15 protein-coding genes are annotated in these 21,288 nt (G+C 42.2%); 9 read left to right on the top strand and 6 right to left on the bottom strand.

All coding sequences use genetic code 11. The features are described 5' to 3' along the window. The first annotated feature begins 247 nt into the window (after nucleotides 1-247). The 3 genes from IRQ95_RS13360 to IRQ95_RS13350 all read left to right on the top strand — a co-directional run bounded on the left by IRQ95_RS13360 (nucleotide 248) and on the right by IRQ95_RS13350 (nucleotide 6,716). Nucleotides 248-3,862 carry an ATP-binding protein gene (locus IRQ95_RS13360; RefSeq protein ID WP_194437395.1) on the top strand — a complete coding sequence of 1,205 codons (3,615 nt, stop codon included), beginning with the start codon at nucleotides 248-250 and terminating at the stop codon, nucleotides 3,860-3,862. A gap of 670 nt (nucleotides 3,863-4,532) precedes the next feature. Continuing rightward, nucleotides 4,533-5,387 carry a hypothetical protein gene (locus IRQ95_RS13355; protein WP_194437394.1) on the top strand — a complete coding sequence of 285 codons (855 nt, stop codon included), beginning with the start codon at nucleotides 4,533-4,535 and terminating at the stop codon, nucleotides 5,385-5,387. A gap of 339 nt (nucleotides 5,388-5,726) precedes the next feature. After that, complete coding sequence (locus IRQ95_RS13350; RefSeq protein WP_194437393.1) at nucleotides 5,727-6,716, top strand: DUF2860 domain-containing protein; 990 nt, start codon at nucleotides 5,727-5,729, stop codon at nucleotides 6,714-6,716. Nucleotides 6,717-6,809: 93 nt separating this feature from the next. Here IRQ95_RS13350 and IRQ95_RS13345 read toward each other — a convergent pair whose 3' ends face one another. After that, entirely contained in the window at nucleotides 6,810-7,376 is a 567-nt protein-coding gene (locus IRQ95_RS13345; protein WP_194437392.1) for an HD domain-containing protein, read from the bottom strand. A 94-nt stretch (nucleotides 7,377-7,470) separates the two neighbouring features. Here IRQ95_RS13345 and IRQ95_RS13340 point away from each other — a divergent pair, with 94 nt between their 5' ends. Then, a complete protein-coding gene (locus IRQ95_RS13340; RefSeq protein ID WP_194437391.1) occupies nucleotides 7,471-7,800 on the top strand; it encodes a gamma-glutamylcyclotransferase family protein in 330 nt (109 codons plus the stop codon). 115 nt (nucleotides 7,801-7,915) lie between these two features. After that, the gene (nfsA, locus tag IRQ95_RS13335) at nucleotides 7,916-8,638 is read left to right on the top strand and encodes an oxygen-insensitive NADPH nitroreductase (protein ID WP_194437390.1); all 723 of its coding nucleotides are present in this window, start codon (nucleotides 7,916-7,918) and stop codon (nucleotides 8,636-8,638) included. A gap of 114 nt (nucleotides 8,639-8,752) precedes the next feature. Here nfsA and IRQ95_RS13330 read toward each other — a convergent pair whose 3' ends face one another. Both IRQ95_RS13330 and IRQ95_RS13325 read right to left on the bottom strand, forming a co-directional pair. After that, on the bottom strand, nucleotides 8,753-9,634 hold the full coding sequence (locus IRQ95_RS13330) for a hypothetical protein (RefSeq protein WP_194437389.1): 882 nt from the start codon (nucleotides 9,632-9,634) through the stop codon (nucleotides 8,753-8,755). After that, a complete protein-coding gene (locus tag IRQ95_RS13325; RefSeq protein ID WP_194437388.1) occupies nucleotides 9,613-11,277 on the bottom strand; it encodes a phosphoethanolamine transferase in 1,665 nt (554 codons plus the stop codon). Before IRQ95_RS13325 ends, IRQ95_RS13330 begins: the two co-directional genes overlap by 22 nt. 235 nt (nucleotides 11,278-11,512) lie before the next feature. On the opposite strand from IRQ95_RS13325, the gene IRQ95_RS13320 reads away from it, so the two are divergent. Continuing rightward, nucleotides 11,513-12,010, top strand: coding sequence for a GNAT family N-acetyltransferase (locus IRQ95_RS13320; protein ID WP_194437387.1), 498 nt, complete (start codon nucleotides 11,513-11,515; stop codon nucleotides 12,008-12,010). Nucleotides 12,011-12,025: 15 nt separating this feature from the next. Here the strand turns inward: IRQ95_RS13320 and IRQ95_RS13315 are convergent, their stop codons facing one another. Continuing rightward, entirely contained in the window at nucleotides 12,026-12,367 is a 342-nt protein-coding gene (locus tag IRQ95_RS13315; RefSeq protein WP_194437386.1) for an Hpt domain-containing protein, read from the bottom strand. Between the two features lie 201 nt (nucleotides 12,368-12,568). On the opposite strand from IRQ95_RS13315, the gene IRQ95_RS13310 reads away from it, so the two are divergent. The 3 genes from IRQ95_RS13310 (at nucleotide 12,569) to IRQ95_RS13300 (ending at nucleotide 17,057) form a co-directional block, all read left to right on the top strand. Continuing rightward, nucleotides 12,569-14,455 carry a DUF294 nucleotidyltransferase-like domain-containing protein gene (locus IRQ95_RS13310; protein ID WP_194437385.1) on the top strand — a complete coding sequence of 629 codons (1,887 nt, stop codon included), beginning with the start codon at nucleotides 12,569-12,571 and terminating at the stop codon, nucleotides 14,453-14,455. Between the two features lie 33 nt (nucleotides 14,456-14,488). Further along, the gene (locus IRQ95_RS13305; RefSeq protein ID WP_194437384.1) at nucleotides 14,489-15,202 is read left to right on the top strand and encodes a 3'-5' exonuclease; all 714 of its coding nucleotides are present in this window, start codon (nucleotides 14,489-14,491) and stop codon (nucleotides 15,200-15,202) included. Nucleotides 15,203-15,392: 190 nt separating this feature from the next. Further along, nucleotides 15,393-17,057: a BCCT family transporter gene (locus IRQ95_RS13300; protein WP_194437383.1), complete on the top strand. Its 1,665-nt coding sequence runs from the start codon at nucleotides 15,393-15,395 to the stop codon at nucleotides 17,055-17,057. Between the two features lie 339 nt (nucleotides 17,058-17,396). Here IRQ95_RS13300 and IRQ95_RS13295 read toward each other — a convergent pair whose 3' ends face one another. Together IRQ95_RS13295 and IRQ95_RS13290 are read right to left on the bottom strand one after the other, a co-directional pair. After that, entirely contained in the window at nucleotides 17,397-19,811 is a 2,415-nt protein-coding gene (locus IRQ95_RS13295; protein WP_194437382.1) for a hybrid sensor histidine kinase/response regulator, read from the bottom strand. Between the two features lie 35 nt (nucleotides 19,812-19,846). Then, nucleotides 19,847-21,274: a DUF3131 domain-containing protein gene (locus IRQ95_RS13290; protein ID WP_228481414.1), complete on the bottom strand. Its 1,428-nt coding sequence runs from the start codon at nucleotides 21,272-21,274 to the stop codon at nucleotides 19,847-19,849. Between the last annotated feature and the right edge of the window lie 14 nt (nucleotides 21,275-21,288).

Here is a 21,288-nt window from a genome sequence, read left to right as displayed (position 1 = left end):
GTTACTAATGTCTGGGGTGTGTAACTTTTGCTCAATAACAACGAGTTACATTCAACCTTTAATGGCATTGCTGACATGTATGAGTCTAGCTATCCTGACTCTATATGGTCAACAATTATATGCATGCTATTTTGTAACTTTTACTTAGTAATTGAATAAAAAACGCCTGAATAAATCCAAGCTATAAATTTTGCTATAGCTTGCAAATTATCTGATGTATTCTTTACTTAACTATATGAATAGTTGAATGAAATGGAATTTTGTGGAGCTGGAGTTTGTTGTGTTTAAGAAAATATTTGCGATTTTTCTTTGTTTGATTTTCAGTGATCTGGCATCTGCGAAAGGCAGTTCTTCCTCTGGTAGTGTGCAAGAGCCTATCTTGAAAGTAGGGGTGACAAGCTCTCCACTTTACCCATACTGGGGGGGGAGCACTAAGCTACCTAAAGGCATCATTCACGATATTGCCTCATTAATGGAAAAACAAATGAAAGTCGACATTCAATATGTTGCTTTCAATACTTTAGCTGAAATCAAGGAGGCAGTAGCTTTAGGTAAAATTGATTTAGCGATAGGTTACATAAAGACCGCAGACAATAAAGATCAGTTCCTGTTCTCAAACCCTATTTATAAAGATGAAATTGTAGGTTGGATCGATGATGCCGCAAAAGCGAAAGCTCAAAATGTTGACAATCTTAAATGGGCGTGTATCAAAGGCTCAAGTCATTGCACTGTACTTGAACAAATTGGAGTCGACTCGATTCGACAAGTAGCAACCAGTGCTGAACTTCATGAACAGCTAAACTCTAATGATGTGGATGCGTTAATTGGGTTTTATTCATCATTTCTTTATCAGTTTAAGGTTAATAGTAATGATGAACAAAAAATGTATTTTGATGAAAGGTTTGGTAGCATTTATTCCAGAGTGCTAATGAATAAAGAGAATTATGATCTCAAAAAAATGATTGATAATTTTATTTTTGAGGTTAAGCATTACTCTAAATCTGATGTCTTCGATAATTTTTATTTCAAACATAGTAATAATCGAGATGTTTATGCTGATTGGTATGATAATGATAGTAGTGAACTAGTAATAAGATACTCGATTGACGAAGATGTATTCCCATATTCCTATATTGACGAGAAAACGGGGAATTATGTCGGGTTTATTCATGATTTTTTCGACAGCGTTGAGGCAATAACACCTTTAGAGTTTGAGTACGTGCCTCCTGGCGAGCAAGATATCACAGAGATGTTGCTACATGGTGTCATTGACGTGGTGCCAATCGCAAAAAAGGAAAGCTATAGTACAAAGCTGTTTAGTTTTACTGATGATATCATTGATGTGAAGTATACATTAATAGAAAAAACATCAATTGATGGGGTAGATAAATTTGGCGTTCTAGACAGGTTTAGCAACTTAGAAAATGATACTAGAGCTGTTGGATACACGATCTACGATGATGTAGATAGTATTCTATCTGATTTTCAATCTGGAGCGATTAATCACGCCTATCTAAATAAATACTTAGTTGATTTAATTATTCGAGATTATAAAGACTTAGAGTTTAAAGTCAACCAAACAGGAGTTGGCGTTAACTTAGATACTAAGGCGCCTATGCTTCTTCGCCGTGGTGATGACCAACTTAAAGAAATGGTAGAGTCTGCATTTTCTTTGTTATCTTACGGAGAGATTAACAGAATATGGAAAGACTATAACAAAGTTAATTATCACATTGGTTATGATAAAGAAGAAATAAAGAAGTTTATCTATTTTATTTTATTGGTATTGTTGCCTTTTGCAATTTTTGTTTTTTCTTATTTAAGGAAAACTAGGAAGAAGTTAATCGGGCGTGCGCATGAGGTCAAATTATCTGAAGCGCAAAGAAAGTTTCTTCATGATATTATTGATAACATCCCAAGCTATATTTGTATTCGCGATGTTAAGGGTGAAATACTTCTTTCAAATAAGGAGTTTTCCGATTTTTACCATGCATGTGATTGCCAAAAAAACGAATGTATGAAGGTATTCTTTGATAATAGTAGACTTAACATGGCTGGAGATTTTTCGGAAAACATTGAGGTAACAGACTCTTCTCATCCATTGTTTGGTCGATATTTTCATATAGAGAATAAATCCATTACAGACTATGTTGATAAAAAAGAGTTTTTTATGACCATTTTATCAGATGTCACTGAAGTAAAAGAAAGAGAGAATTATCTACAACAAGCCCGTCAAAATGCAGAGTCCTTAGCACAACAGAAGCAACACTTTTTAGCCGTGGTTAGTCACGAGCTCAGAACGCCAATTTCTGGCATTCTAGGTTTAATGGAATTATTGGGTGAAAGGCTAGAAGACAAATTCAATAGAGAAATATTGCATAATGCATCAATGTCTACCAGCAAACTCAAGTTGTTAGTTGATGACATACTCGATTTTTCAAAGCTAGAAGCTAAGCAGCTCAGTGTTACACCAGAGTTGGTTAACTTGCCAAAAGAAATCAGCCCAATCATTCGCTCTTTCGATGTGCTCGCGGAGCGCAAAGGTCTCCGTTTCTACCTAGACTGGAAACCAAGTCGCTTTTTTGAGGCTGAAGTAGACATACTCCGTGTTTCTCAAGTTATTTCAAATATCTTGTCGAACGCAATCAAATTCACTGAAAATGGTGCGGTTTCTTGTTTTATTCGTTTAGAAGAAAACAGTTTACTGATTCGAGTCGAAGACCAGGGCATCGGAATGGACGCAGCAGAACTGCAAAATATTTTTGCTCCGTTTGTCCAAGCTCAGAATACGATAGCGAGAAAATTTGGTGGAACAGGCTTAGGAATGTCCATCGTTAAGAACTTAGTTGAGATGATGGGAGGAACTATATCCGTCAGCTCAGAGAAGTATATTGGAACAAATGTAACAGTAGTGATCCCTGTAAAGACGACGGAGTTTGTAGCAACTGACACGCTTGCCTTGTATGAGATAGAAGATCATAACATCGCAAGATGGCTGGATGTAAACCAGATTGGCTATCGCTTGAGTAAACCAGAACATCAGCGCGAAGAGAGTAACTTTTATCCAAGCGTTGTCGTGGAATTGCTGGCGCAGCAGTTTGAAACAACAGAGGTTTGTCATTGTATCAGCGAGATGAGCATGCTAAGCGGTAAGGTGCTTGTTGTTGATGACGATCCAGTGAATCGGTTTTTGGTTCAACTCCAACTGGAAGCGTTAGGATTGGAGGCTGAAATTGTCGCAGATTCTTCTTTAGCATTAGAACGTATTTCTGAGCAGAATTTAGAGTTTGGCGCTGTAATATCTGATCTACATATGCCTGATATTAATGGGTTTGAGCTTGCGCAAAAGATTAAGGTAATTGTTCCTGAGTTACCCGTTATTTTGTGTACGGCAGATAACTCGATCGCGACGTTTGAGACCGCCAAATCATTGGGTATTGATTCGATAGTATTTAAGCCCTATGAGTTGGTAGAGCTTTATAATGTACTCATGTTATATTTTGCGCAGCAAGAAGGCGAAGCCTGGACAACTGAAGAACTCAGCGAGCTAAAGCCTCAAAGCGTAAACTCAGAGTGGCTACCTCACCTTAAAAAAGAAAACCGAGTGGAGATGACACAGGCAATCATTGGCTCTTTAGAGCAGGCTTTGCATGAGCTGGGTTCAGAACATGCTCAAATAAAAACAATCGCACACCGCCTTAAAGGATCGGCAGGGTCGTTGTCACTTCCTTCGATTGCAGAGGCTTGCCTTAAGCTAGAGCAAGACATTGGCAACAAAGACCTTGTTGATGAGTTAGTGAAACAAATCAATTTGGTCATCCAAGACGCCGAAAAATTTCTCACGGAAGCAGACTCTTTTTAGTTTCTAATGTTAGTGTTGTGACCGCCTTCCACGAAGGCGGCATCCCTCAGTTGCCGGAAGTTAAACTCGCCTATACCGATTTGCATCCCCAAAAAACAGATAGAAAAAAGTCCTACAAAACTTATTTTCCCACCTGAAACGTTCGCCTGTATAGTCTCGTTCAAGCAAAGAGAGTCATTTGGGCTTTACATAACAAGACTTGTAAATAAACCCCAAATCGTAATTTCTGATGTAAGTACTTGACTGAAGCTTACTGTTTTTTGCAGCAAGCATATTTGTAAATGATTCACTAAAACTTTAAATACAACGCGAAATGGATTTCGTTTTTTGGAGTTCATTATGAGCGTAGTGTTGAGAATACTTCCTATTCTATTTTTACCTGTTTCATTATTAACTTATGCATCTTCCTCAATCTCGAGCAGTTATTGGGGATCACGCGAATACCATAGGCTAAGACGCATACAAGCAAGAATTGTCTGAAAAGGTGCTCAGGTCGTGGTGACCAAAATTATCGAACTCGGTGCACCTTCTGCGCAACTTGAGTAGCAGGGAGAGGAATAGTTTATCCCTGTCGTGGATAACAATACTGTTGAAGGGCGAGCCGAGATCAAAACTGCCGAGTTGAAGTCAATTTATCTCAATTTGAATATTAGAAATAATGAAGATCAATATGAAAACAAGATTCCCAAAATGGTTAGCCGTAATTACTTTTTCGTCGTTATTGCTATTAGTAGGTTGTAATTCTGAAGGTGTATTTAATTCTTCAGAAGATGCATTTAATTCTCCAGAAGATGTTTTTGATACACCAGAAGGCGTGCTATTTGACATAGTATTAACACCCAACGATGGATTTGTGTTAATGAAGCACGGCTCGCTACAGTTAAAAGCGATAGGTAAGTATGATGATGGAACAGAGTTAGATATTAGTGACTCTGTCGAATGGACAATCGTTTATGATACAGCTACTTCTAAAGTATCCTCTACGGGGCTGCTTGAAGGGGAAATAGAGGGTGAAGTTATAATCACTGCTTCAAAAAGCGGGATAGTTAGTGATGATAACACAGTGACGGTAACTTCTTTGGGGGGCGCTGTTATTGACGTCTTCGATACAGGTAGCGGTAAGTTGTTTACCAGTTCACCATCAGTGCCCTACCTAGATGGCATTGGAGGTAGTGATTACGAGAGTATTTTTAGTATAAAAGAAGACTCAGATCACGGCTTTGCTGGTGATTATGCCACCTTTATTTTGACTCACGCAAATACACTGTGTGCGAAGTACAACACCCTTAGTCTTGGTGGGCGAACTAACTGGCGTTTAGCAACATTAGACGAGTTAGTGGAACTGCATGGTGAATTCGGTAATATGTTTGCCAAGCGAGGTTGGGCGGTCGGACAATTTTTTATGACGGCGACTCCTCATGAGAATGGCAGCAGCCATTATGGAATTATCCTCTCCGAACACGTTTATTACCGCTCCGTGAGTCAGAGCTTAGAGACCTACGTAAGTTGCGTCTCTAATCCTTAAAGTTGAGCGTTTAGAGTTTAACGTTTTAATTTTAGTTTTGAAGTGCCAGATCTGTATCTGGCATTTTTTGTCCGGAGAATTGTGAGTATTCTATCAAAATGGATTTGAAATAAGAGTAAGTACTTTAAATATCGTCGTGATGGTTGACTCGGCGATTTGATTGTTATCAAACTCAACTACATGCAACGCTGTTTTTCGTATGTCTTCAATCAAGTTCGTAATAATTGCTTCAAAATGTAAACCCTGGGGTTTACTTTTTGTCAGGAAGAAATAAAATTGCCGTGTTGGTCTGCTGTCACATTGCCGACTATCCAGTGGTATTTTTTATTAAGAGAAATTATGAAAACTAAACTATCGCTAGTCGCACTAGCATTAATGAGTGGTTCTGCGTGGGCACAGCTTGCTGAAACAGCTGGTTTTTCTGGTGAGGTGTCAGTGAGTACTGGTTTTTACTCAATTGAGTCTAACCTGAACACCAACGATGACAATAAAGAGCTTGATGATCTAAATAAAACCAATGATGCAGTAAGTGGCGGTTTATTATTGCCACTAGGTAACTTGTCGTACACTTTTGGTGATAAGCTTAACCAGCAGTTCTACATGGGTACTTCTCGTGAAGATATCGCAACCGGTACGCTAGCGTTTGAGATGGGTTACAAGTACCAACTAGCGTCTGGCATGATCATCGATGCTTCTATTCTACCTACCATCATGTCGGGTGAAGTGTGGGAAGACCCATTCAAAGATAATGGTAAACGTAAAACGACTGATGAAGACGGCAACGCGTATCGCTTGAAGCTTGATAACATCATGGGTTCGAAGTTTTCAGTAGATATGGCTTACGCGACTAAAGATGTTGAAGATGAACGTTCAGGCATGGCTGATCCAATGTTGACTGCGGCACAGCGTGATTCTCTGCGCCGTGATGCTGACGCGTTCTATTTCCGTACAGATTACAAATACATGGTGGATCAAACCACTATGCTGAAACCGCGCCTAACCTACATCTCAGCGGATGCTGATGGTGCAGCGAACTCGTTTAAAGGCTATGGTGTAGAACTAAGCTACTTTAAGATGCTGGATCGTCACCAGTTTGCATTGACAGCAGGCTTTAACAACCGCGATTACGATGCAGTAAACCCAGTATTCGGTGAAACTCGCGAAGATGACGAAATGAGCCTATTCGCGGCTTATGAATACGCAAACTTCATGGATTGGCAGGATTGGTCTCTAGTATCATTCGCAGGTTTCGGTAGCACTGACTCAAACATCGATTTCTACGACAAGAATGAAATCATCATGTCTGTTGGTATGAACTACCACTTCTAATCAATTGTTTAAGTGCTTAATGCTCAATTAAGCGGCTAAAGTAAATCCTTTTTGCTCTAACTGTAGTAAAAAGGATTTTGTTTTATTGAGAGCTTAAAACAATTCCATACGCGCATTTGTTTCAGCATCCAGCAACAATCTAAATTGCTGAGTTAACTCATCATAGTCAGTCTGCTTTTGTCCATAGCTAAGGTTGAATGTGTAGTTGAAGTCTGGCGGGTTATCACCTTGCGTGTGCTGCAAAATGGTCTCTAACTTATCCAATGCTTTAACCAGTTTTGCCTCTTCGGTCGTCGCGCTGTCATATTCCAGCCACAGCGCTAAAATATCTGCTTGTAACTCTTGGTTCAGCGGTGCAATGAGCTGCTTTAAATCCCTTAACTCAATAGCGCTTTTATCCAAATCGGCATGTTGGTCAACCGCGGATATGTCACCACCAATCGCTTCCGCCAGATCATGCACAATGCAGAGTTTTAGCACTCTTTCGCTGTTGAGTTGAGGGTAATGCTTGGAAACGAGCATTGCCAATAGGCACAGTCGCCATGTGTGCTCGGCAGTGCTTTCTTGTCGGCCAGAAGAAGTCCAAGCAGTACGCAGAGTATCTTTTAACTGCTCTGCATCACGCAGAAATTGCAGTATCGAAGGCAGTTGTTCAATCATGTTGTTGTGACAAAGCTATGTGTTGTTTGAGAATATAGACGCTAACACTTTTCTGTGTAATAACGAAATCAAAATAGAACCTAAAGGAAGTACGATGTTAGATAAGTTATTTGTCTATGGCACTCTTGGTCCAGGACGCCCAAATGAGCATGTGATGACTGCGATAGGTGGCGAGTGGCGTGAAGGTTATGTGCTTGGTTTTCTCAAAAACCAAGGCTGGGGTTCAGAGATGGGTTACCCTGGTATTGAGCTTAATGACGCTGGCAAGCAGGTAAGAGGCTTTGTTTTTACCTCAGACAACCTTGCGCAGAATTGGCATAAACTGGATGAGTTTGAGGGCAGTGAGTATAAGCGTGTTGCCACTCAAGTACATCTAGATGATGGCAGTGTAGTTGAAGCGTATATCTATATGCTGAGTGAGTAGAGTAACAACAAGCATCCTTGTTTAATGGCATTTTGCTAAATTGTGAATCTATCACTTAAATTTGCACGATAAATGTGCTCAGATAATACAACGCATTAGACAAGGATGAACCAAAATGAACTCGACCATTGAGACAATATTGTCGCATCGCTCGATACGAAAATTTACCGCAGAACCTATCGAACCGAATAGCTTAGACACGATTATTAAAGCTGGCTTGGCGGCATCTTCGTCCAGTTTGTTGCAAGTGGTATCAATTATTCGTGTTACCGACCAAGCCAAACGAGATAAGCTCTCGGTTCTCGCGGGCAATCAAGCTCATGTTGCCAATGCGGCGGAATTCTTGGTGTTCTGTATCGATTATCAACGGCATACGGTAATTAACCCTGATGTGCAGAGCGATTATACGGAGCTCGCTTTAATTGGCGCGATCGATGCGGGAATCATGGCGCAAAACTGTTTCATTGCCGCGGAGTCAATGGGGTTAGGCGGCGTGTACATTGGCGGGCTACGTAACAACGCACAGCAAGTTGATGAACTGTTAGAGTTGCCTGAGCATACCGCAGTATTGTTTGGTTTATGTTTGGGACACCCTGACCAAAATCCGGAAGTTAAACCCCGTTTACCGCAAAAAGTGGTGCTGCATGAAAATAGCTATCAGCCTCTTGATAGAAATGCCGTAGATGAGTATGACCAATTGATGCAGGGCTATTATGCGAATCGCTCTACCAACCAGAAGCAAAGTACTTGGTCTAGTGAGGTGACAGGGAAATTGTCGGGTGAGTCACGCCTACATATTTTGCCTTATTTAAACCACAAAGGTTTGGTTAAGCGTTAAATGCCCGTTCGGCAGAAAAGTAGTTGGCAGAAAATGGCTAGTTGCACAATATGGGCTGAAGCGGAGAGTTTCAGTCCATATTTTTACATTCAAGTAGAGCCAATTCACGTAGAGCTACTCCAATTTATTCAAACTCACCGAGTGGTCAACAATATAGCCTTGATAGCGGCTTAATGCTCCATTAGGGATGGCGAATGGTAGTCCCCCCCATGATAATTGCTCGACATTTCGCGCTAGAGGCAACACGCAGCGATCGACAAACTCTTGCTGGGTGTAAGGAAAGGAAATGTAGTCACTACTGATTTGGTTGATGTTATTGATCACCGTTTGCACGGAGCTATCTTCATCGCAACCATGCAGTTTGTTTTCACTCGGTAAGTAATAAGAAGTCTTGTAGCCGGACTGTTTTAATAGATCGAGATCGATAGGGTTTTTGGATTCTACAATCAATCTTTGTCGTTGTTCGACGTCCGGGAAGAGCTGGTCCAGATAGTTAACCACCTGCTGCTTATTGGTTGCAGTCAGGTTTTTGAGATCTAGCCAAAGTCGACTGGTTTCTGGAACGAGTGTAAGCAGATTTTCAAAGTAAAACTGCATCGAGTTGTGTTCAGGGTAGTGGTAGATATCCAATTTGCCTGATTTTTCGTCCCACACCGCATCAAATTCAAACGCTTGATAATAGTTTGCATAGAGCTTGGCTCGATCAGGGCTATTGGTGCGATGTGCATAAACGTGACCGGGTAACTTGTAGCGTTCAAAAAACAGGGTGAGCGCCAATGGATCTTCAATACCGTAGAGATCAGCGTCGGGTTTGCCATTTTCCAATACAGTAACGACAGGTAGTTGTTCACAAGTCTGAGTGAGCCCAAGTTGTTCGACAACTTTACAGCTGTAATAGGCGACAAATACTCGCATTGGACGCATTCTATCGGTCATTGCCAGCACGATGAGCAGTGAAGGGAGCAGAAAATAAATTAATGAACGCTTTTTTTGCATTGTTTATCTCCTTGATGAAAAAAGGTGAAGGAGAAATCGGTTGGCAACACTTCAGTCTCACCTTGAATAGAGTAATAAGTAAATGTTTGGCTTTGGCGTGGAGGGTTTACCTTCATGCCGAGCGTTGATAGCAACACTTCAGGAAAATAACTGTTGTTGTAGAGTTGATGGCGATGATCGCGATAGCAATCAATTACCCGCGCCATTTTGTTCGCCAGAGTACCAATCGCAAGGTAGGGAATCGCGAGCTCTTCTTCAATTTGTATCGGCTGAAGCCCATGCCCTTTGCCGATCACTTCGCCATGATCGGAAAAGTAAACCAATAAGCTATTAGTGGCATCGTCAAACATTGCGCTTACGAGGTTATCTAATAAGTCGTCAGTCATATGAATCGAGCTAAGGTAAGCCAATTCAGTCGAGGATATGGTCTGATGTTTGCTAAGCTGCGCTTTGATCGCCTCGAAGTGTTTTTTCGGTAAGGGCTCACCGTTTCTTATTGCATAGTCAGCGTGTTCGCCAGAAAGATGCAGTACGATAAATTGTTTTTTGTCCCTAGCGATGAGTTGTTTCTTAACCGCTTCAACGGCATCGCGGTCATGCCATCTATTGTGGTTATCATTGGTATGTATTACTCGGTCGGCTGAGGTGGCGACTTTAGCGGTGAATGAATCCCAGCGGGTGTAGAGCGTTTGCGTTGTGACCCAAGTTGTGTGATAACCAATAGAGCGTGCAACATCGATAAGGTTAGCGTGTGAAAGTCCGGTGAAAAGTTGATGTTCAGTGGTCGCGAATGAGAATGAGCGCGGCACAGATTCACGAGTATTGGACGCTGGGGCGAACGCACCATCGACAATTTGCATTGGTTGTGCAGATGCTTTTGACCTGGCAAGTAGGTTAGGTGTTGCATTTATTTGGCTACCGTACAGAGAGTAAGATGCGCGGCGTGATGACTCACCAATCACCACGATGATATTTTGCGGTAATGCGCGAGGTTCTGTAGATACAATGTGGTCAGGTAGTGTCGAACCGTAATCGTTATGGCTGCGGTAGCGCTCAATAAACGCTAGAGCCGCCACGCGATATAGATTGTAGGCTGGTACATCTTGATAGAGGTAGAGGCTATTAAGTTTACTCTCTGTTAATTGATGCTTAGTTTCTGGATCGGCATACCATTTAAACGCAGGTATGAGTGCTGCAAAGCTGAGCGTACACACCATTAGTATTGCTTTGTTAGAAGCCTTGAAGGGTAAGCGGGTGGTCCAAAAACAGGCGAGTCCAACCAGAGCAAAAATCATGCAGGGAATAAACGACGTCCAGTTGATCAGTTGAAAATAACCAACCACTTCTTCACTGTTGGTGAGCAATATTGAATGAAGCGCGCCAGTGGCGAGAAAGCCGCCCGAGACGGCCAAAGACAAGATACTAACTAAGCATGAGACTGTCAGTAGTAACTTGGCTAGGTTTCCTAACCAGCCGTTGAGCGTCAAAGCAGAAGTAACCACAAGGAGTGACAGCACAACGTAGTAGCCGGTAAAAACACTATTGAGCGGCATCACAAACAGTATTGGGAGTGTGAATGTCGCAAGGCTTATTGCTGTCTTTGTCGCTGTGTTTATTGCTTTAGTTTTTGTGACTCTATTCATCGGTTTGATTCAATGTGCTAATCGCTGCATAATATTGTTTAGCAGTTTATGTACCAAAATGGTTGTCTGACTAAATTTAATAAAAACAATGAATTAAGAGTTTTTTTGTGGTGTTTGATTTCGCTGATGCGTTTTGAGTGTTAATTTGCTTCTCAATTTGAAATGTAGTGAAGAAAAAAGTGATAAGCAGAACCTAAGTTTTGCGATTAGTTGGACAAAATCTAAGGAGAGTGTTTTGATTCGGGAAATGAGCAAACAGGACTTTGTTCAATTTTGGCCAACTTTTCATCAAGTCGTTGCCGCACAAGAAACTTATGCATTTGAACCTGATTTGACTTGTGAACAAGCATATACATTGTGGTGCGAAACAGCACTCAATAGCTTTGTCTATGAGGAAGATGATGAGATTCTCGGCTCGTACTACATCAAACCCAATGCTATGGGGCCTAGTCGCCATATCTGCAATTGTGGCTACATGGTTTCAACTCGCGCTAGAGGGAAGGGGATTGCTCGCAAACTGTGTGAACACTCTCAGCAAACGGCAAGAGAATCTGGTTTTTCCGCAATGCAATTTAACAGCGTAGTCTCAACAAACCAAGTTGCGGTAAACCTTTGGCAGCAACTCGGTTTCGCTATTGTTGGCACATTACCTAAAGCGTATCGCCATGCAAAATTAGGTTTAGTCGACAGTTATGTTATGTATAAATGGCTCAATGAAAACAATGAGACATAAAATGTTTATTCAGAGTCAGTAAACGCCCTCTTCGATGAGGTAATGTTGCATCTGTGATTGAATAGTATCAAGCTGATGCTTCGCTGCCTCAACATCGCTTGGCTCAGGTATTTGGTTGTCACGGCTGACGTGTTCAATGTTCTCTAAGTGCTGACTAGCAATCTCCTCACCAAGGATTTTGAGTGTCCCTTTTAAACTGTGACAGTACAGAAATAAGGCTTGCCAATCTTGGGTTTGAGTGAGATTGAGCAACTTGTTACCCGCCTCCATATAGTCTTCTAGATATGTAGTGAAAAGGGCGACAATCACATCGTTGTCGTCATCTACCATCTCTTTAATCGTATTAAAATCTAGCATCTACTGTCTCACTCATTTCGATGAAATATAATTTCAAATTTAGCTGTTGATTTAGATAAGCGCAACGCTGCATATGGGGTGGTGGATAGATGTTGTGCTGTTGTAACGGATTAACAAGCAGTACTGATAAAATTTTGTTGCTTACACAGAGGGTTGGTGCTATTTATCACTGAAATATCGGCAAATCATGGAATATAAAGAATGGAAGCTGAGCAATTAGAAGTACTCAATTTCATAAGCCAACACCCTCCTTTTGATGATCTCCCAGAAGAGCGCTTACACGAACTGGCCATTAATGTTGAGATAGCCTATTACCGAGAAGGTACTGATGTACTTAAGTTTGGTGATGATATTCGTGACCTCTATATGGTGCGCAGTGGTGTGGTAGAGGTTTATCGTCGTAAAGGTGAGCTCTATAACCGAATTGATGCGGGTGGTTTATTCGGTCAAATGGGGCTATTGATGAATAATCGCGTTCGTATGCCTGTGAAAGCGATTTCCGACACGCTGGTTTACTGTATCCCTGAGCGAATTTTTAACGAACTTTGTGAAGAGTCAGAGCATTTTGCTGATTATATGGAGCTGGAAGATAGCGCTCGTTTAAGAACGGCTGTCTCGAATTCTAACGAGAGCAATGATTTCACCACCGCGAAAGCGCGCAAAATTCTCAATCGCGAACCGGTGACATTAGAAGCGACAGCGACCATTCAAGAAGCAGCCAACTTGATGGCTGAGGAAAACGTAACGGCGCTACTTATTGTTCGTCCGAGTGAAGAAATCACCGAGGAAGATGATGATCAGCTACTTGGCATTTTGACTGATCGCGACCTCTGTATTCGCGTGATTGCTCAAGGCATTGATACCAACATCACGGTAGGGGATGTGATGAGTACCGATGTGGTCTCGTTAGACTACAACGCGTATGTGTTCGAAGCGATGCTCACAATGCTGCGTTACAACATCCATCACTTACCGATCCTCAAAGATAGAAAGCCAGTTGGCGTTATCGGCATGACGGATATTGTCCGTTATGAGTCGCAAAGCAGTTTGTTGTTGGTCAGCTCAATATTCCAGCAAACCACCGTGGAAGATCTTGCCCAAGTTTCAGGGCAGGTTAAAGACTGTTTTGTGCGCATGGTAAGCGAAGATGCGAACGCACACATGGTTGGACGCGCGATGTCGGTGATTGGTAGTAGCTTCAAGCAGCGTCTAGCAGAACTAGCGGAAATTGAGTTTGGACCGGCACCTATTCCTTATTGCTTAGTTGCGATGGGTTCGATGGCGCGTGATGAACAATTAATCGTTACCGACCAAGATAACGCTCTAATCCTCGATAACAGCTATGATGAGAAAATGCATGGCGAGTACTTCGAGCAGTTTGCCAAGTTTGTTTGTGATGGTTTAGCTGCTTGCGGTTACTCTTACTGTACTGGCGATATCATGGCAACCAATCCCGAATGGCGTAAAACTCGTGGTGAGTGGGAAGAGTGTTTCGCTAGCTGGATTGATAATCCGAACCCAGAAAGATTACTCAACAGTTCAATCTTCTTCGATCTGCTGGGTGTTTATGGGCGCGTTAAATGGGCAGAACAACTCAGCAGCTTTATTGTTCGCCGCGCTAAACGCAATAACCGCTTCCTTGCGGCGATGGCGTATAACGCGATTCGACGTACACCGCCACTTGGTTTCTTCAAAGATTTTGTGATGGAAAAAGATGGTCGTCACCGTAATTCTATCAACCTAAAGCGTCGCGGTACTGCACCTATGGCGGATTTGATCCGTGTTCATGCACTCGCGATTGGCTCTCGAGCACAGAACTCGTTTGAGCGTCTCGATGATATTAATGATGCGGGCATCCTGCCGAAAGGGCGGGGCATGGACTTGAAAGATGCGATGGAGCTTATCTATATGGTGCGTATTCGACACCAAGCATTGGATATCGAAAATGGAGATGAGCCGGATAACAACATCGAGCCTGAGCATATGTCAGATTTTGAGCGTCGCAACCTAAAAGCGGCTTTCCAAATTTTGAGTAATGCACAAAGCTTTATTAAGTTCCGTTACCAAAGAAGTAGTACCAAATCATGATCGGATACATGATGCTCGTCACAAGGAGTTCATATGAAGGTTGATACGTCGGCAACACCCGATTGGTCTCAGCGTTTTAAACAGCTTGCTGAACAGGCCAAGGACAGCCGTTTAAAAGCTTTCTATGCGCAAGGTGCGGTAAGCGGCGATACACCGCTTAGTGACGTGCCTTTTGTGGCGCTAGATTTTGAAACCACCGGCCTAAATGCGCAAGAAGATGCCATTTTGACCATTGGCTTGGTGCCTTTTAGTTTAAAGCGTATCTACTGTAACGGCTCGGCACACTGGGTGGTGAATCCAAATCGAGATCTGAATGAAGAGTCGGTGGTGATCCACGGTATCACCGATTCTGACGTCAAGAATGCCCCACAGTTAGATGAAATCCTCGAACAGGTGCTGCAAGCTTTGGCTGGTAAAGTCGTCGTCGTGCATTACAAAAACATTGAGAGGCAATTTTTCAACCAAGCATTGCTCAATAGTATTGGTGAAGGTATCGAGTTTCCGGTTGTTGATACTCTTGATATTGAGTGGGCAATCCAACACGAGCAATGTAAAGGTTGGCTCAATTGGTTGAAGCGTAAAAAGCCTGCGTCGGTGCGTTTAGGACAATCTCGTGAACGCTATGGTTTACCGGCTTATCAGCCCCATCACGCTTTAACAGACGCGTTAGCGACAGCGGAGTTATTGCAGGCTCAAATTCAGTACAATTTGAGTGAAAATGCGACAATATCGCTAATTTTGCAGTAATTATTGTTATTTGTCGGTAAAAATAAAGTGCAATATAGGGCGCTAGGGTTTATTATCTTGGCGTCTTATAAATGACTAATATACATATAGTTTCATTTATTCTGAGTGTTTGGATCAGAAAAGAGCCACCTATCTCAATAAAAAGAATAATAAAACTCTCTCCATGGTCACGTTTTTAAGGAGATAAATCGTGAGCACTGATAATAATGGCGGGATCCAACGTCCCGACGGTAAGGTAAACGCTATCGATACTGACTACCAAATTGGTCAAGATAACGTTGCTTTAAAAGTAGGTCCATTCGGTCTAGATATCCACAACCGCGTTTTTGCAATTTCAGGTATGGCAATTGTTCTGTTCGTTATCGTAACGCTAACGTTTAGACAGCAAGTAGAGCCGTTTTTCGCTGGGTTGCGTGGCTGGTTAACTTCCAACCTTGATTGGTTCTTCCTATCGGCAGGTAACATTTTTGTTTTCATCTGTTTAATCCTGATCGTTACACCACTTGGTCGCGTGAGAATCGGCGGTACTGAAGCTACGCCGGACTACAGCTACGCGGGTTGGTTGGCAATGCTGTTTGCTGCTGGTATGGGTATCGGTCTGGTATTCTTTGGTGTATCAGAGCCAATGTCACATTTCAGCGCAGCACTAAACGGTGTCACAGTTGAAAACGGCGTGCGCACTGACTGGTCACCACTAGGTGGCGCAATTGGTGATACTGAAGCGGCATCTGCGCTAGGTATGGCGGCGACAATTTACCACTGGGCTCTACACCCTTGGTCAATTTATGCCTTATTAGCACTGGGTTTAGCGATCTTCTCGTTCAACAAAGGCTTGCCACTGACAATGCGTTCAATCTTCTACCCACTATTCGGTGAGCGAGTATGGGGTTGGGTTGGCCACGTGATTGATATTCTTGCGGTAGTAGCAACAGTATTCGGTCTAGCAACGTCACTAGGTTACGGTGCATCTCAAGCTGCAACAGGTCTAAACTTCCTGTTTGGCGTGCCAATGACAGATACGACGCAAATCGTACTTATCGTTATCATCACAGCACTTGCGCTAATCTCTGTAGTTGCGGGTCTAGATAGTGGTGTAAAACGTCTGTCTGAGATCAACATGGGTCTTGCGGCATTGTTACTACTGTTTGTGATTGTAGTCGGTCCAACGGTCGCGATCTTTACAGGTTTCTTTGAAAATATTGGCGCTTACTTAGCGAACATTCCTGCGCTATCAATGCCATTTGGTCGTGAAGATGTGAATTACTCGCAAGGCTGGACTGCATTCTACTGGGCTTGGTGGATTTCATGGTCACCATTCGTAGGTATGTTCATCGCACGTGTGTCTCGTGGCCGTTCTGTGCGTGAGTTTATCGTTTGTGTAATTCTAATCCCTTCAACAGTATGTGTGCTGTGGATGACGGCATTTGGTGGTACAGCGATCAGCCAATACGTGAACGATGGTTACCAAGCGGTATTTGATGCAGAACTTCCTCTGAAACTGTTCGCAATGCTTGATGTGATGCCTCTATCAGAAATTACGTCTCTAGTCGGTATCGTGTTGGTTGTCGTATTCTTTATTACTTCAGCAGACTCGGGCTCACTGGTTATCGATACCATTGCCGCTGGTGGTAAAGTGGATGCACCAACCCCACAACGTGTGTTCTGGTGTACATTCGAAGGTTTAGTTGCAATTGCGCTATTACTAGGTGGTGGTTTGGCAGCAGCTCAAGCAATGGCTGTGACGACTGGTTTACCGTTTACCTTAGTACTATTGGTGGCATCGGTATCACTAGTCAAAGGTTTGATGGATGAACCGCGTCCAACCACAAAGAAGTCGCAAAAAGCTAAAGCTTAACGATTAGATTTGTTTAAATGTAAAAAAGCCGCGTAAAGCGGCTTTTTTGTTCTCCAAGCGTCAGCAAAAAACTTGGAGTTCCAGTCGGCAAGCGAAGGTTTTTTATGTTTATAGTAAGAAAATACTACTCAAATTGAGCTGTGTAAATTGTAACAACAAAAAACCCATTAATTCGTGTTATGAATTATACAAATAGGGGCTTTGCTCCCATAAATTAGTAAATAATTTAATCAGCAGTTACATTTATCCTGTGATTCGCATTCTAAATTCATTAGCATTTTCTGCTAATCATTTTGGGTTACTTTACTTTAATTCAAAAGTTTAATTGCACTTATGGGTTCAAACGTACTTCTCTAGAATCGAATACAACTTGTCTTTTTTGAGTGGCTTAGCCAAATAGTCATCCATTCCAACGTCAATACAGCGCTTTATATCTTGATCCAATACGCTGGCAGTCAACGCAACAATAGGCGTAGAAGGCAGGTTATTGAGTTTTTCATGGTTTCTTATCTCTAATGTGGCGGTAAAGCCATCCATTTCTGGCATCATGCAGTCCATTAACAAGATTTGATACCGCTCACCTTGCTTAATTTTGTTTAACGCTTCCAAACCGTTGTTAGCAATATCGTACTGATAGCTGGCTTTTTTCAAGAACAGTGAAACCACCTGTTGGTTTACGCTATTGTCCTCAACAATCAAAACTCTGCCGTTGTGGCTAGGCTCTTTAACGGGACTTTGCACTTTCGCGCTGTAGTGCAACATACGCTCACGTAACGCTTCTTTAGATTGTGCAATTGATGTGATTAATCGTGAACCCAATATTGGGTATTTAACAATCCCATCCACTTTGTCCTCATAATCGATACCCGCAGTTGCTAAGGTTTGAATGATGACAATGGGTGTTGCAGGAGAAAGCTTTTGCAACTTATCGATATTGTCTAATGTGCGTTGGTTTTCACCATGGAATAAAAAGAAAATATCACTATCTACACTGTGAGATATGGTGTTTGTCCGTGTTACTTTATTGACGCCATAGAATAGCAATGAACGTTCGAGGTCTTGGCTAATAGTCTCTTGCTCACATACAATACATGCGTGCTGTGCTACGGAGGTTTGCTTTCTTGGGATTCGCTCCAACAGTTCAACGGGTAGAGTGAAATAGAAACGACTGCCTTCACCTTTCTTAGATTCAACTTTTAGCTTACCACCAAGTAGATCCGCTAGCTGACTGCTGATACTTAAGCCTAAGCCAGTACCACCGAAATTGCGGGTAATGGAGCTATCTTCTTGCTTAAATGGAGAGAAAATATCGTCAAGTTTATCGCTATCAATGCCTATTCCTGTGTCAGTGACGGCGAAAGTGAGCAAGCATTGACCATCTTCCATATCTGTATCAACACTTATCGTTACTTTACCTTGGCTTGTGAATTTGACGGCGTTTGAGACGAGGTTCATTAAAATTTGACGCAGTCTGTGTTCGTCAATTTTGACGCTGTAAGGCGTTTCATTGCTGATTTGAATGTCGATATCGACATCTTTCTCCGTGGCTTTCACCGCAATCATAGCGGCCGTATCATAAATCGCATCACGAACATCAGATGGGTAGGCTGTGATCTCGATATGCCCAGATTCAATTTTCGACAGATCAAGGACATCATTGATGAGCATCAACAACGTTTGCGATGACGTATCTATCGCATGCAGGTAGTCACGTTGATTCGGTGTAAGCGTCGTATCCGCGATGATCTGAGACATACCGATAATACCGTTTAGCGGCGTGCGAATTTCATGAGACATATTGGCGAGAAAGGTACTCTTTGCTTTATTGGAGATTTTTGCCTCGTCTTCAGATTTAACTAGCCGGCGTTCTAAGCGTGTTATTGACCATGTAGCGTAGCCAAGGATACCGGCCAAACATAAGGTGAGCGCAAGCATGATGATGTGCGTATCTCGGTCGATATTATCTAGCTTAGTTTGAATTTGTGCTGGGATATGTTGATGCATAATTTCTAATTTAGATTCAACATCATGAATCTCACGCCTCAGTTCACCGCGTAAACCGGAGTTGTGGTCATAGCCGAGAGCCTGATAGGCACGTTGAAGTGCATTGAAATTTTGTTGATAGTTTAAAATGGCCTCTCGAACGGCTTGTGTGTCACCTGCGGACAAAAATGAGAGTTTGAAGATTAGATTTTGCGAGTTAACCAATTGTTCAGGATTAAAGGTGCGGAAGAAATAGTAGGTGCTCTCTTGTAGCGAAATAATGGTGTCATGGTAGCGTTCATCACCGTTAATGAGCATGGTTCTTTCCAAGTTGAACCACGCTTCTTTAAAGTCCTCGATGAGTCCGGTGCGGTTTTCACCTTCGATGAGTATTTTTTGCGCCGCTAAAAGCTCGAATGTCTTGGTGTAGTTGGTAATTGAGTTTAATAATTCTTGAGTTGAGTACTGAAAATCAAATTGATGCTTGTTGAATACGGTTTGTATGTGGCTAATGCTACTTGTGAGTGATCCGATTTGCAGTAAAGTCTCGTCAACATATTTTGCATCCACTCGACTAAGAAAGTCTTTCTCGCGACGACGGACTTCAAGCATCAATGATTCCGTGTCTGACATGGTAATTTGCAAATCTCTAAGTTCGCTTTCCAATTCTTTGTAATAATGATTAAAAGAAGCGAATGTGAGTACTAAGCCGAGAATCAGAGCACTGGCGAGTACCATTTGTAAGCGTATCGATTGTTTTAATTTAGCCATGACGAGCAACTTAATTTATTGTTGATATTCAAAGCCTAGTCGATATTTTGTTGCTTGCTAGATAACAGGCTCGGGTTTGTGACTTGGTAAATTGGTTGGTAGCCATTTTGTTTAAACCAAAGTGAGACCAAAACGAGTGAGTTGGTATTGATGTTGAATGAGGTGTTTAGTCCCCCGTTTTCATATTGACCAGTTGGTACACTTCGGGCGTGTAAGCTGTTATTTAGCACAGATTCAAATAGATCTTGAGCAAACTCGTCATCAAATAGCACACTAAAGCCAATAGCCACTTTGTGGCTAAAAATTTGAGGATTTTCGATAACCTTACCCGCAGGGCTTACGCTCGTCCACGGTTTACCGTAGTAGTAGAGATTGTTGTAAGCAAACCAAGGGTTTTTACTCATTGCATCTTCCGCATAGCTGTAGAGAGTGCCTGCTTGTTTAGATTTATCTTTATGCAATTGATAGATCGTATTGATCTGATTCCATTGTGTATCTTGACCAAATTCAATGCTGGCTAATACGTAGGGATCGCTGGTCAAAAACGGTACATTACGAGTGTCAATTTCGAGATTTGTGCCATTGATTTTAACCGTTGAAATGAAACTCTCTAAGTCAGGCAGAGTCACTTGATAGTCGAACATCGCAAAGCCATTGGCGGCGTATTGCAGATACCCGTGGCGACCCTCTTGCCGATAGTACTCTTTGTTTTTATGCAGTTTGGTACCAAATAAGGTACCTTGGTGAATGGCTTGATCTAATTGCCATTTATTCACGACTGCCAGTACTTGATCGTGAAATTCAGGGTGGATCTGAATGAGGATTTTTAGCCAGATTAATAGGCGACCAATATCTAAAGCAGACCAACCGTTACCATTACTTTTCGAGGTGCTTAACTTACCGGAAGGTAGGGCGGTCTTGGTGTTGTATTCACGATTAGGAAGTCGGTTCTTGTAGAGTGGCATGGCTTGTAAGGTGGCGAGTGTCCGCGTTAACTCGATATGCACTTCTTCTGTTGTTTTTAGCTCTAAGGCTTCAAGTGCTAAGGTAGCGCCAATCCCACTGCCAATATCCCACATAGTGGTATGAGGGTAGCCTTGGACTGAGTCCCACAAACCTGTTTCTTTTCGATAGTTTGTCTCAATGTAGTGTTGGGCTTTTTTAGCTAACAACAACTCATTGCGTGATAGAGAGATTTGCGTAGACGCTTTGATTAGCGGAGTATGCGCTTTGGTTGTTTTTTCTGCATCTTTTCCTACATCGCTTTCTGAAGGGGCGATCACCGGAGCGATGGCTCGGCGATAAAACTCTTGTTTGGATTTTTCTTCATGCTGGCTAGCATTGACACTACGCTGACCATAAAAGCTTATCTCTTCCGCAACGCTGCTCTCGCTCGCCAAACTATATAGTGGCAAGCTAGCCGTTGATCCTAGAATCATTGCTAATAAGCGATGTGGTGGCATGAAATGCTTACTTC

Source organism: Vibrio fluminensis (genome assembly GCF_015278125.1).
Classification (GTDB): Bacteria; Pseudomonadota; Gammaproteobacteria; order Enterobacterales; family Vibrionaceae; genus Vibrio; species Vibrio fluminensis.
This window is presented reverse-complemented; position numbering and strand designations above follow the sequence as displayed.

Excerpts from the sequence above, each read along its gene's own strand:
- IRQ95_RS13360 (WP_194437395.1), top strand. The coding sequence starts at position 248 with ATGAAATGGAATTTTGTGGAGCTGGAGTTTGTTGTGTTTAAGAAAATA.
- IRQ95_RS13355 (WP_194437394.1), top strand. The coding sequence starts at position 4,533 with ATGAAAACAAGATTCCCAAAATGGTTAGCCGTAATTACTTTTTCGTCG.
- IRQ95_RS13350 (WP_194437393.1), top strand. The coding sequence starts at position 5,727 with ATGAAAACTAAACTATCGCTAGTCGCACTAGCATTAATGAGTGGTTCT.
- IRQ95_RS13345 (WP_194437392.1), bottom strand. The coding sequence starts at position 7,376 with ATGATTGAACAACTGCCTTCGATACTGCAATTTCTGCGTGATGCAGAG.
- IRQ95_RS13340 (WP_194437391.1), top strand. The coding sequence starts at position 7,471 with ATGTTAGATAAGTTATTTGTCTATGGCACTCTTGGTCCAGGACGCCCA.
- nfsA (WP_194437390.1), top strand. The coding sequence starts at position 7,916 with ATGAACTCGACCATTGAGACAATATTGTCGCATCGCTCGATACGAAAA.
- IRQ95_RS13330 (WP_194437389.1), bottom strand. The coding sequence starts at position 9,634 with ATGCAAAAAAAGCGTTCATTAATTTATTTTCTGCTCCCTTCACTGCTC.
- IRQ95_RS13325 (WP_194437388.1), bottom strand. The coding sequence starts at position 11,277 with ATGAATAGAGTCACAAAAACTAAAGCAATAAACACAGCGACAAAGACA.
- IRQ95_RS13315 (WP_194437386.1), bottom strand. The coding sequence starts at position 12,367 with ATGCTAGATTTTAATACGATTAAAGAGATGGTAGATGACGACAACGAT.
- IRQ95_RS13310 (WP_194437385.1), top strand. The coding sequence starts at position 12,569 with ATGGAAGCTGAGCAATTAGAAGTACTCAATTTCATAAGCCAACACCCT.
- IRQ95_RS13305 (WP_194437384.1), top strand. The coding sequence starts at position 14,489 with ATGAAGGTTGATACGTCGGCAACACCCGATTGGTCTCAGCGTTTTAAA.
- IRQ95_RS13295 (WP_194437382.1), bottom strand. The coding sequence starts at position 19,811 with ATGGCTAAATTAAAACAATCGATACGCTTACAAATGGTACTCGCCAGT.
- IRQ95_RS13290 (WP_228481414.1), bottom strand. The coding sequence starts at position 21,274 with ATGCCACCACATCGCTTATTAGCAATGATTCTAGGATCAACGGCTAGC.